Below are 10,911 nucleotides of genomic sequence, written 5' to 3'. Positions count from 1 at the left end.
CTGGGCCGAGGACCATCACGATGTGGAGGTGATGGACGGCTCGGGTCGCAGACTGGCCAAAGCCCGGCTGCCCGAAGGGGTTGCGGGAATGGCCCGGTTGCACGCGATCGTCGGGGAGTTGGCCGGTGACGACGCCGACGAGGTCGAGGTGCTGGTCGGCATCGAGACCGACCGGGGACCGTGGGTGGCGGCGTTGGTCGCGGCCGGGTACACGGTGCTGGCGGTGAACCCGTTGCAAGCCGCCAGGTTTCGTGACCGGCTGGGTGTCTCGGGAGCCAAGAGTGACGCCGGTGACGCTCACGTGCTGGCCGACATGGTCCGCACCCACGGCCACGAGTTGCGGCCGGTGGCCGGTGACAGCGCCCAGGCCGAGGCGATCAAAGTGGTGGCCCGAACGCACAAGATGCTGATCTGGGAACGGACTCGCCACACCCAGCGGCTGCGGCACGCACTGCGGGACTACTTCCCCGCCGCGCTGGTCGCCTTCGACGACCTCGACGCCGCCGACGCCCTGGAATTGCTGGCCAAGGCACCTACCCCGGCCCAGGCCGCCCGGTTGACGATCACACAGATCAGCGCCGCGTTGAAACGGGCACGCCGCAAGGACATCACCGAGAAGGCGGAGGCGATCCAGGCCGCGCTGCGCGCTGAGCACCTCGGCCAGCCGGAGGTCGTGGTCGCCGCCTACGCCGCCTCCATCCAGGCGCTGCTGGCGGTCCTGACCGTCCTGGGCACTCAGGTCAAAACCCTGCAAGGGCAGGTCGAGGCCCATTTTGGGCAGCACCCGGCCGCTGAGATCATCCTGTCCCAGCCCGGTCTGGGGCCGGTCCTCGGCGCCCGGGTGCTCGCAGAGTTCGGCGACGACCCCCACCGCTACGCCAGCGCCAAAGCCCGCAAGAACTACGCCGGCACCTCCCCGATCACCCGCGCGTCGGGCAAGAAGAAGGTCGCCCTGGCCCGCTTCGTCCACAACGACCGGCTCATCGACGCACTCACCACCCAGGCCTTCAGCGCCTTGCGACTCTCGTCGGGAGCACGCGCATACTACGACCGGCAACGCGCCCGCGGCGCCGGCCACAACGCCGCCCTGCGTCAACTCGCCAACCGGCTCGTCGGCATCCTCCACGGCTGCCTCAAAACCGGCACCCTCTACGACGAAACGACCGCTTGGGCCCATCACGTCAACTCGGCTGCGGCTTGACATTCAAGCTCCTGGGATGTCTTTCAGCTGCGCAGACGCTTCATCTCGGGGTCGAACAGCGGCTCCTCGGCGACCACCGCGGGCACCTTCTCGCCGAAGTACTCGATCTCCACGGCGTTGCCGGGCACGGCGAGCGAGCCAGGCAGCCAGGCGTACGCGATGCTCTCGCCGATGCTGTAGCCGTAGGCCGCGCTGGTGACGTAGCCGACCGGAGCGCCGTCGGCATGGACGGGCTCGGACCCCATGACCACGGTCTCCCGGTCCTTGATCAGCAGCGGGCTCAGCCGGCGGCGGGCCTCGCGCCGCTGCAGCGCCTCGCGGCCGAGGAAGTCCTTGTCCATCCGGACGGCGAACCCGACACCGGCCTCGAACGGATCGTGCTCGGTTGTCATGTCCGCGCCCCACGACCGGTAGCCCTTCTCCAGCCGCAGGCTGTTGAAGGCGCTGCGACCGGCGGCGATGATCCCGTGCTGCTGCCCGGCGTCCCACAGCGCGTCCCAGAGCCTGCGCCCCTGGTCGGCGTCGGTGTACAGCTCCCAACCGAGCTCGCCCACGTAGGACAGGCGCATGGCGGTCACCGGGACGCCGCCGACGAACGCGCGCTTGTTCTTGAAGAAGCCGAAGCCCTCGTGCGAGAAGTCGGTGCTGGTCAGCGGCTGCACGAGGGCGCGCGCGAGCGGACCCCACACGCCGATGCAGCAGGTCCCGCCGGTGATGTCCCGGACCTGCACCCGGCCGTCGTCGGGCAGCTGCCGCCGCATCCAGGCCAGGTCGAGGTTCCCGTTGGCGCCAACCTGGAAGCGCTGCTCGGACAGCCGCGCCACGGTGAGGTCGCTGCGCACCCCGCCGGCGGCGTCCAGGGACAGGGTGTAGGTGACCGAACCGGGTTTCTTCGCGAGCTGGTTGGTGGTCAGCCACTGCAGGAATTCCAGCGCCCCGGGCCCGGTCACCTCCAGCCGCTTGAGCGGCGTCATGTCGAACAGCGCGACGCGCTTGCGGGTGACCAGGGCCTCGGCCCCGGCGATCGGCGACCAGAACCGCGAGGCCCAGTCCCCGCGACCGGGCACCTCCTCGACCTCCGGCAGCCCGGCGTTGGCCGCGTACCAGTGCGGGCGTTCCCACCCGGCGGCTTCGAGGAACTCGGCGCCGAGCTCCTGCTGCCGCTCGTAGAACGGGCTCGTCCGCATCGGCCGCGGCTCCTGCCCGGGTTCGAGCGGGTGCAGGATGTCGTAGACCTCGACGAAACTGCGGCAACTGCGCGCGTGCACGTATTCGGGGCTGCGCTGCGCGGGTTCGAACCGGTTGAGATCGCACGAGTGCAGGGATTCCGCGGGCTGCCCGTCGACGAGCCACTGCGCCATCGCCCGGGCGACCCCGGCGGAGTGGGTGATCCACACGGCCTCGGCCAGCCAGAACCCGCGCAGGTCGGGATGCTCGCCGAGCAGCGGCATCCCGTCCGGGGTGAAGGAGAACAGGCCGTTGATCCCTTCGGCGACCTCGGTGCCGGCCAGCGCGGGCAGCAGCGAAACGGCCTCCTCCCAGCCGGGCCGGAAGTCGGCGGCGGTGAACGGCTCGATCGACGGCATCTCGGCGGTCTGGCCGGGGGCGCGGATGTCGCCGGCATCGATCGGCAGGGGGCGGTGCCCGTAGTAGCCGATGCCGATGCGGCCGACGTGCTCCCGGAAGTAGAGGTCGCCGTCCTGGTGCCGCAGGATCGGCAGCCCGGCCTCGGTCCGCTCGTCGTTGCGCCCGGCGATGGCGGCGACCGGCCCGGTCTTGGCGTACTGGTGCGCCATCGGCACGAGCGGGACGTCGAGGTCCACCAGCGCACCCATGTGAGGCCCCCACATGCCGACGCAGGAGATGACGACGTCGGCGGGGAACCGGTCCTGTTCGGTCACGACGGCGGTCACCCGCCCGCCGCCGCGCTCGATGGAAACGACGCGCTGCCCGGGCAGGAACCGCGCGCCCCGAGCGATCGCACGCCGCGCCTGCGCTTCGGCGGCGCGCACCGGCTTGGCCAGCCCGTCGGTGGGAATGTGCAGCCCGCCGAGGATCCGCGCCGGATCGACCAGCGGGTGCAGCTCGGCGCACTCGTCGGGATCGATCAGGCGGCTCTCGACGCCCCACGAGGTGAGCCAGCCGTGCCGCCGCTCGACCTCGTCCCAGCGCGCCGCGGAACCGGCCACCTCGAGCCCGCCGAGCTGCCGGAAGCACCACTCACCGTCGAGGTCGAGACTGCGGTACTTGGCGGCGGTGTAGGCCGCGAACCGGGTCATGGTCCGGCACGGGTTGGCCTGGAACACCAGGCCGGGGGCGTGCGAGGTGGAGCCGCCGGTGGCGAACAGCGGGCCCTGTTCGAGGACGGTGACGTCGGTCCAGCCGCGTTCGGTGAGCTCGTCGGCCAGCGAGCAGCCGACGATTCCGGCTCCGATGACGACCACGCGGGGTTGGTTGCCCATGAGGCCTCCTGGGTGGGTGCGTCGACGCCGGCAGCACGGGGTCACCGGCTCAAGAAGCAGCAGGGATTTTGTTGCGCGATGCGCGCCGAGTTTCGTTGAGAGCAACACCGTCGCCGGTAGCGCCGGGGGCCGTCAAGAGCGCACAACGGGTTTTTTCGGCCGTGTAACACGAATGGAGGCCGCGCACGATGTGCCGACCGAACCCCTTGACGAGCCCGGGACCGAAGCCGCACATTGTTGCGCATCGCACTCCGTGTTCTGGATAGCGCAACGGAGGTCCAAGATGTTCGAAGCCTGCCGAGTGTCCGATCTGCCGCCCGGCGAGTCCGTCCGCATCGAGGCGCACGTCCCGATCGCGGTGTTCAACGTGGAAGGCGACCTCTACGCCATCGACGACACCTGCACCCACCAGGACGCCTCGCTGGCGGAGGGCTGGGTGGAGGACTGCCGGGTCGAGTGCCCGCTGCACGCGGCGGCGTTCGACCTGCGCACGGGCCTGCCGTGCGGTCTGCCGGCGAAGCGCCCGGTGCGGACGTACCCGGTGCAGGTCGCGGACGGAACGATCTACGTCGAGACCGAAGCGCAGGAAGTCGCATGAGGGCGGTCGCGATCGTCGGCGCGTCCCTGGCAGGCTGGCGAGCGGCGCAGGAACTGCGCGCGCAGGGCTTCGAGGGCCGAATAGAGCTGATCGGAGACGAACCGCACCGGCCGTACGACCGACCGCCGCTGTCGAAGGATTTCCTCGCCGGGAAGCAAGAAGCGAGCGACCTCGCGCTGGCGGAGGAACCGGACCTCGCCGAAGTGGACGCGACCTGGCGCCTGGGTCGCCGCGCAGTCGCCCTGTCGACGGCGGACGGCGCGATCGAGCTGGACGACGGCACGCATTGCCGAGCGGACGGGGTGGTGATCGCAACCGGCGCAACCCCGAGGACGCTGCCCGCAACGCCACCAGGAGTGCACACGCTGCGCACCCTCGACGACGCGATAGCCCTGCGCGACGACCTGCGCCCGGGAGCGCGAGCGGTAATCGTCGGCGCCGGATTCGTGGGCGCCGAAGTGGCATCGACCTGCCGAATGCTCGGTCTCGGAGTGACGGTGGTGGAGGCGCTCGAAGTCCCGCTCGCGCACGTCGTGGGCCCGGAACTGGGCGCGGTGTGCGCTGCCCTGCACGCGGACCACGATGTGCGACTGCTCTGCGGAGCAGGAGTCGAGCGACTGCACGGGGAACACCGGGTCACGGCGGTCGAGCTCACGGACGGCACCGTCCTCCCGGCCGATGTGGTGGTGATCGGCATCGGAGCCCGCCCGAACACCGACTGGCTGCACGGCTCGGACCTGACGGTGTCGAACGGCGTGCAGTGCGACGCAGGCGGAGTCACGAACCTGCCGAACGTGGTGGCGGTCGGCGACGTGGCCAACTACGGCACGCCGAACGGAGCGCAACGGTTCGAGCACTGGACCACGGCGCTGGAACAACCGGCAACAGCGATCCACAACCTCCTCGCGGGGCGTACGGCGCGGAACTTCACGACGGTGCCGTACTTCTGGTCGGAGCAGTACGGAGTACGAATCCAGTTCGCCGGCCACGCGAGCCCGAAGGACGAAGTGGAGATCGTCGACGGATCACCGGACGACCGCCGCTTCGTAGCCCGGTTCCACCGAGCGAACGAAACCACGGCATTCCTAGCGATGAACAACCCGAAGCTGTTCACCAAACACCGCAGACAACTCACCGCAAAACCCACAACACCGGTCGGCTGACCTCACGCCCGATTGCGCATCTCGTCAGCACAATCCGCGAGCTCGCGGAGGGCTTGTGCCACGAGGCGCACGTCCTCGGAGTTGAACTCGCACGCCTCGTAACTTCCGTCGCTGCTCTTGTTGCCAAGACAGGCGGTCAGATAGCTCTCGTCACCCTCGTGCTCCACGACCAGAATCAACCGCCGATCACTCGGCCGTGGAACAGCGATCGTCGCGGCGCCCTCCATCGAACGCAGGAGGTCGAGCAGAGTCTGCGCCACGTGCCGAGCCTCATCCGGGTCGAACTCACACGGTTCGCACTTGCCGTCGCGATCACTGTCCATCCAAGCGATCACACAGCTCTCATCATCCTGGTCCTCGACGGCCAGATTCAGCCGGTCACCGGTCCGCGGAAGTGGAATCTCCACCGACCGTGGCTTCGCGTGCATGGCCCGTGCTCCCCCAGCGCCAACGTGGGGACGCGTTGCCCCCTCTCATCCGGTTGCTTGTGAAAGTCCACTCCTCAGAGAGCCACTTGTCACGCCGCGGTCGCTTTTGTGTTCGATTTGAGATCAAGGTCACACAGAATGGTCCTGCCGATCAGGATAGATTAGTCCGTTTAGCGATCATTCGTTCACATACCGTAGCCAGCACTATTGGTTGCGCACTTCCGTTCTCGACCCTTCGTCACTCTCGAGCCGGGCTACCCGAACAGCAAGTTCTCGCATGAGAACCGCAACTGGCACCTCACTGAGCTCCGGCACAATCCGGACGTCGGCGTTCGCCTCAGCAGCCGTCAGTCGCCCAGCCTTCACGAGCACTTCAAGAAGGGGCACGCTGAGCGCCTTCGCCATGATCCGCGCGTTGCCGATGTCCGGCCTATATCCCTTGCGCCAACGGAAAACAACGCTGGGTTTGAGTCCGCTGTGCTCACAGAAGTCGTGGACCGTCCAGCCGCGCTCCGCCAGATGTCGCTCAAGGTACTCGACGAAATCACCGCCTTCTCCGTCGTCATCGACAACGTTGTCAGAGCCACTCACTGCCATGCATGCGAGCCTAGTCGCACGCATGCAACCCGGGATAGCCTTCGCGGCCCGCGAGCCTTGATCCCGCCAGCAGCACACCCCTTCCCCCTCATCGCTGTATCAAGATTGCGACAGAGTGGACCCGGAGAAAGTAATCCATTAGAGTCCAACATCAATCCAATCTCATGAATGAGAGTCTCATTCATGAGACAGATTTGAGAGGACTCTCATGCCGTACCTCGTCCACCTACGCTCGGACAAGTTCCGGGACTACCGCAACGCGCGTGGGTGGAATGTCGACGATTTCGCCGAAGCGGCGCAGCTGAGTCGCTCAACGGTGTATCGCGCGCTCAATGGCAGCCAGCCAGGCCCCGAGCTCATCGCCGCCTGTGCGGTGATCTTCGGCGAGGAAGCGCTGCCGGAGCTGTTCGACTTCGCCCATTCCAGCGAGAAGCCAAGAGGACCGCACCTCCCGCGATAACTCTCACCGCACGAAAGGATCTCCTGAGCGATGCGCACCCGCTCGATCGAACCATGGTTCTGGCGGTCATCAGCCCTCGCCGAGTTGCCACGCGACTTCCGACTGCTCTGGGTCGGTTTGCGGTCCTACGTGGACGAGGACGGTGTCGGGACGGACGACTATCGGCAGATCGCCGCCGAGCTGTTCGCGCTTGACGACGATCCGATCGAGGCCCGAAGCTTCGTTCGCGAGGGACTCACCCGGTTCTCACGAAAGTCGCTGATCACTCGATACCGCTTTAACGGACATCCCCGCTTCCGCACCAACGAATTGGACGATGACCAGCGGGTCACCAGGCCGAATGAGCCACTCAACCCGGTACCGGAATCCATCAGAGAAGCAGGTGATGACGCCGGCCGAGCAAATCCTGTCCACGTCCGCAAAGTCCTCGTGGACCTTGGCCAAAAGCTCGGCTGGGGAACGGAATCTGAGCTCGACACACGTAGAAGCGCACTCGCGATCCAGTGCCCGAGCTGCCTCGCCCACCCAGGAGTCGCTTGCACCTGGCGAACCAGCGAAGGTCGATTCGCCCGCATGAAGCACCCACACAGATCACGCGTACGCCTCGCCGAGCATTAGCCCCTTCCGAGGGTTTGTCCGCAGCACTCACTCATGCCGGGGCGGGAATCCAGAAGGCTTCCGCCCCGTCAGCATCACTTGGGCGTCACGAATCGCCCGCCGGGCCCCGTGGTGCGGGGATGAGCTCCCGGAGGTGTTCGCGGTGTTGGGTGGGTAGTGCTGTGCCGCCTGGTCTGGGTGTTCGCCTGGGGTCCATTGTGGGCGGTGGGATGAACTCGGGTCGCCCGTCGTGCATGGTGATGTCCCAGCGTTGGTTGTGGAGTGTGCGGTGGTGGTGTGCGCAGAGCATCACCATGTTGTTCAGGTCGGTGGCTCCGCCGTCGGCCCAGTGTTGGACGTGGTGCGCTTCCGGTGTCCCCGGCGGCCGGTCACACCCCGGGAAGGCGCACACGCCATCGCGCCGAAGCAACGCGGCGCGAATGTGGGTGGGCGCGGTTCGTTTCGCCCTACCCACATCCAACGGCAGACTGTCACCGCCAAGCACCATCGGCAGGATTTCGGCGTCACACGCGATGCGGCGGGCGTTGTGGGCGGTGATGGCGCGTTCGGTGTTGAGGGTGCCGGGCATGCCGTCCTCACCGATGATCTCCAAGCCCCGCTTGAGGTCGTCGAAGTCGATGGCAATCGTCATCTGCGGTCGTTGTCCGCCGGTGCGGGGCATTCCGTCGTGGTCCAGCGCCAGGTCCAGCAGCGCGGCGAATCCGTCGGCGTTGCGCTGCCCGACCGTGCGGGGGTCTTTCTCCCCGTCGATCTCGGGTCGAGGCGCGGCCAGCGGTTGCATAAGCGCGGCGAACTTCGCACCAGTCTCACGGTCCAGCTTCGCCTTGATGACGGTCATCCCATCCCGGGTGGTGCCGTAGTACAACTCCCGTGCCTCGTGCTGGGTTTCCTCATCGCGGTACGCGCCGTCCTGGTCGAGGAGGTAGCGGATGCGTTCGGCGAGTTTCTCCAGCTCCCTCGGCGACATCGTCCGCGCATACCCCGCAAGAGTCGCCTCAACCTCGGCGACCTGGTGACAGCGCGCGTACTCGGGTAGGCGGCGAATGCCGTTGACGATGACGCGCGCGTGCTCCAGCCCGATCGCACCTTCAGCCAAAGCGGCGGCGGTGCCGGGCAGTTCCGGTGGCATGAGCTCACCGTGGAAGGCTTGCCGGTCCTCGACATTGCGGGCCACCGTGACGCGGGTTTTCGCGTCGCGCGGGTCGATGTTGAGCAGCCCCTGCAACCAGACTTGCAGTGATCGGGCGGTGGTCTCGGCGTGAATTGCCCGGTGGCCGGCTTCGGCGATGTACTGCAGCTGCTCCCACATCAGCACCCGCATCTCGGCTTCCAGTTCCTGGATACGGGCCGCGAGTTCGGCATCGGTGCATGACACCGCCGACTGTTGAGGCATGGCCTGCACAGTCGAGTCCTGGATGTTCAGCAGCGGTGTCATACCTCCATTCTCCTGATTCGAACTTGCATTCGCACTGTTTTTATGGTCGCTTGATCAGGTGAAACACCCGACCGCGATCCAAAAACACGGCCGCGCCAACGAAATCCGTGCACGACACGCCGAAGGCGACCCCATCCGCCACCAAACCCGCGCCGCCATCGGTCATGCGCAAGCGTCCGGCGACCATGGGGCAACTGCCCGCCAAATCGCCTCATCCTCACAACGACCCAACCCCGGCAACGGATCACCCCGAAGCCAAGCCCCACCATGATCCCGATGGGGCGGCGGCCGATCGTCGGCAGAGGTGTGGCGTTCGAGCGGATCGGGCAGGTCGGGCATAGTGGCCTCATGAAGTATGTGCTCCTGATCTGTGACGACGAGAAGGTGTCGCCGACCATGGAGGAGATTGCGGCGGACCCGGCGCATCAGGCGTATGGGGCGGAGGTGGGCCGGCGGGGAGCCATTATCGGTGGTGCGCGGTTGCGTCCGGTGGCGGATGCGACGACGGTCCGTGTCCGTGATGGGGAGACGCTGGTGTCCGATGGTCCGTTCGCGGAGACGAAGGACTTCATCGGCGGTATTGACATCATCGAGTGCGTCGATCTGGACGAGGCGATCGCGATCGCGGCCCGGCACCCCTACGCGAGCCGGGGTTGTGTCGAGGTCCGCCCCGTCTGGGAATGACCGCGCCGGAGGCGGTTCGTGCCGCGGTCGATGCGGCGTACCGGGACGAGTGGGGCCAAGTGGTCGCCACGCTGATCGGGCTGACCGGGAACTGGGATCTGGCGGAGGACTGCGCGCAGGACGCGTTCGCCGCCGCGTTGGCGACGTGGGCACGCGATGGCGTTCCGGCTCGTCCGGGTGCGTGGCTGACGACGACGGCACGTCACCGGGCGACCGATCGGCTGCGGCGGGACGCAACGGGGGCGGCGAAGTTGCGGCAGCTCGCTGCGCTGGAGCGGGATCCGATCGAGCCGTCGGCTGAGGAGATTCCGGACGAGCGGTTGCGGCTGATCTTCACGTGCTGCCATCCCGCGCTGCCGTTCCCCGCCCGGGTCGCCCTGACGCTACGGACGCTGGCGGGGCTGAGCACGGGTGAGATCGCCAAGGCGTTCCTGACCGCCGAACCGACGATGGCGCAACGCCTGGTGCGCGCCAAGCGCAAGATCATCGAAGCCGGGATACCGTACCGGGTTCCACCGGCAGAGCTCCTGCCGCACCGGCTGACAGCTGTCCTCGCGGTGCTGTACCTGATCTTCAACGAGGGCTACGACGAAGAAGACGGGCGCAGGGCGCTGGCCGCTGAGGGGATCCACCTCGCCCGGACGCTGGTCCGCCTGATGCCGACCGAGCCTGAGGCGCGCGGCTTGTTGGCGTTGATGCTGCTGCTCGAGGCCCGCCGCGCGAATCGCACCGACGACGGCGTGCTGGTCACGTTGGAGAACCAGGACCGATCCCAGTGGGATCGCGCGCTGATCGCCGAAGGCCTTACGACGCTTGACCAAGCGTTGGCCGTGCGGCGCGCCGGGCCGTATCAGGTGCAGGCCGCGATTGCCGCCTGTCACGCCACAGCGCCCGACGCCGCGGCTACCGACTGGCCGCAGATCGCCGCCCTCTACGCGGAGCTCATGCGGTTGGCGCCATCTCCCGTGGTGGACCTCAACCGCGCCGTGGCGATCGCGATGGCCGACGGCATCCCCGCCGGACTCGCCCTCGTCGACGATCTCACCGAGTCCGGCGAGCTCGATGGCTACTACCTGCTGCCCGCGACACGGGCCGATCTTCTCCGCCGGGACGGCCGCCTCGCCGAGGCCGCGACGTCCTACGAGGAGGCGCTGAAACTGGCGCCGACCGACGCCGAACGTCGCTATCTGGCGGGTCGTCTTTCCGAGCTCTGACCGGCACAAAGGCCATCGCAGCCGAATTTTTCGAAGTTTCTTCCCGGTCGA

11 protein-coding genes are annotated in these 10,911 nt (G+C 67.5%); 7 read left to right on the top strand and 4 right to left on the bottom strand.

Annotated features, from left to right (window positions below; translation table 11 throughout):
• Positions 1-1,201: IS110 family transposase (locus ACWEV3_RS38160; protein ID WP_452618571.1), on the top strand; the 1,201-nt coding region annotated here is incomplete at its 5' end.
• 23 nt (positions 1,202-1,224) lie between these two features.
• On the opposite strand, the gene ACWEV3_RS38155 is transcribed toward ACWEV3_RS38160, so the two are convergent.
• On the bottom strand, positions 1,225-3,663 hold the full coding sequence (locus ACWEV3_RS38155) for a GcvT family protein (RefSeq protein ID WP_452618570.1): 2,439 nt from the start codon (positions 3,661-3,663) through the stop codon (positions 1,225-1,227).
• Between the two features lie 283 nt (positions 3,664-3,946).
• On the opposite strand from ACWEV3_RS38155, the gene ACWEV3_RS38150 reads away from it, so the two are divergent.
• Positions 3,947-4,261 (top strand): bifunctional 3-phenylpropionate/cinnamic acid dioxygenase ferredoxin subunit, encoded by a 315-nt coding sequence (locus tag ACWEV3_RS38150; protein WP_093261410.1) that lies wholly within the window; start codon positions 3,947-3,949, stop codon positions 4,259-4,261.
• Positions 4,258-5,424 carry an NAD(P)/FAD-dependent oxidoreductase gene (locus ACWEV3_RS38145; protein ID WP_452618569.1) on the top strand — a complete coding sequence of 389 codons (1,167 nt, stop codon included), beginning with the start codon at positions 4,258-4,260 and terminating at the stop codon, positions 5,422-5,424. Before ACWEV3_RS38150 ends, ACWEV3_RS38145 begins: the two co-directional genes overlap by 4 nt.
• A 2-nt stretch (positions 5,425-5,426) precedes the next feature.
• Here ACWEV3_RS38145 and ACWEV3_RS38140 read toward each other — a convergent pair whose 3' ends face one another.
• Together ACWEV3_RS38140 and ACWEV3_RS38135 are read right to left on the bottom strand one after the other, a co-directional pair.
• Complete coding sequence (locus ACWEV3_RS38140) at positions 5,427-5,852, bottom strand: hypothetical protein (protein WP_452618568.1); 426 nt, start codon at positions 5,850-5,852, stop codon at positions 5,427-5,429.
• Between the two features lie 204 nt (positions 5,853-6,056).
• Positions 6,057-6,449: a helix-turn-helix domain-containing protein gene (locus ACWEV3_RS38135; protein ID WP_452618567.1), complete on the bottom strand. Its 393-nt coding sequence runs from the start codon at positions 6,447-6,449 to the stop codon at positions 6,057-6,059.
• Between the two features lie 208 nt (positions 6,450-6,657).
• On the opposite strand from ACWEV3_RS38135, the gene ACWEV3_RS38130 reads away from it, so the two are divergent.
• Both ACWEV3_RS38130 and ACWEV3_RS38125 read left to right on the top strand, forming a co-directional pair.
• A complete protein-coding gene (locus tag ACWEV3_RS38130) occupies positions 6,658-6,909 on the top strand; it encodes a helix-turn-helix transcriptional regulator (RefSeq protein ID WP_452618566.1) in 252 nt (83 codons plus the stop codon).
• A gap of 30 nt (positions 6,910-6,939) precedes the next feature.
• Entirely contained in the window at positions 6,940-7,527 is a 588-nt protein-coding gene (locus tag ACWEV3_RS38125) for a zinc finger domain-containing protein (RefSeq protein WP_452618565.1), read from the top strand.
• Positions 7,528-7,612: 85 nt separating this feature from the next.
• Here the strand turns inward: ACWEV3_RS38125 and ACWEV3_RS38120 are convergent, their stop codons facing one another.
• Complete coding sequence (locus ACWEV3_RS38120) at positions 7,613-8,962, bottom strand: DUF222 domain-containing protein (protein ID WP_452618564.1); 1,350 nt, start codon at positions 8,960-8,962, stop codon at positions 7,613-7,615.
• A gap of 348 nt (positions 8,963-9,310) precedes the next feature.
• On the opposite strand from ACWEV3_RS38120, the gene ACWEV3_RS38115 reads away from it, so the two are divergent.
• Both ACWEV3_RS38115 and ACWEV3_RS38110 read left to right on the top strand, forming a co-directional pair.
• A complete protein-coding gene (locus tag ACWEV3_RS38115) occupies positions 9,311-9,646 on the top strand; it encodes a YciI family protein (protein WP_452618563.1) in 336 nt (111 codons plus the stop codon).
• Positions 9,643-10,860: an RNA polymerase sigma factor gene (locus ACWEV3_RS38110; RefSeq protein ID WP_452618562.1), complete on the top strand. Its 1,218-nt coding sequence runs from the start codon at positions 9,643-9,645 to the stop codon at positions 10,858-10,860. Before ACWEV3_RS38115 ends, ACWEV3_RS38110 begins: the two co-directional genes overlap by 4 nt.
• Positions 10,861-10,911: the final 51 nt, after the last annotated feature.

This window comes from Saccharopolyspora sp. NPDC003752 (genome assembly GCF_053605825.1).
Note: the sequence above shows the minus strand (reverse complement) of the source record. Positions and strands in the feature narration are given on the sequence as shown.

Bases quoted from the DNA above. Each gene is read 5' to 3' on its own strand.
- ACWEV3_RS38150 (WP_093261410.1), top strand. From the start codon at position 3,947: ATGTTCGAAGCCTGCCGAGTGTCCGATCTGCCGCCCGGCGAGTCCGTC.
- ACWEV3_RS38155 (WP_452618570.1), bottom strand. From the start codon at position 3,663: ATGGGCAACCAACCCCGCGTGGTCGTCATCGGAGCCGGAATCGTCGGC.
- ACWEV3_RS38140 (WP_452618568.1), bottom strand. From the start codon at position 5,852: ATGCACGCGAAGCCACGGTCGGTGGAGATTCCACTTCCGCGGACCGGT.
- ACWEV3_RS38130 (WP_452618566.1), top strand. From the start codon at position 6,658: ATGCCGTACCTCGTCCACCTACGCTCGGACAAGTTCCGGGACTACCGC.
- ACWEV3_RS38120 (WP_452618564.1), bottom strand. From the start codon at position 8,962: ATGACACCGCTGCTGAACATCCAGGACTCGACTGTGCAGGCCATGCCT.
- ACWEV3_RS38125 (WP_452618565.1), top strand. From the start codon at position 6,940: ATGCGCACCCGCTCGATCGAACCATGGTTCTGGCGGTCATCAGCCCTC.
- ACWEV3_RS38110 (WP_452618562.1), top strand. From the start codon at position 9,643: ATGACCGCGCCGGAGGCGGTTCGTGCCGCGGTCGATGCGGCGTACCGG.
- ACWEV3_RS38135 (WP_452618567.1), bottom strand. From the start codon at position 6,449: ATGGCAGTGAGTGGCTCTGACAACGTTGTCGATGACGACGGAGAAGGC.
- ACWEV3_RS38115 (WP_452618563.1), top strand. From the start codon at position 9,311: ATGAAGTATGTGCTCCTGATCTGTGACGACGAGAAGGTGTCGCCGACC.
- ACWEV3_RS38145 (WP_452618569.1), top strand. From the start codon at position 4,258: ATGAGGGCGGTCGCGATCGTCGGCGCGTCCCTGGCAGGCTGGCGAGCG.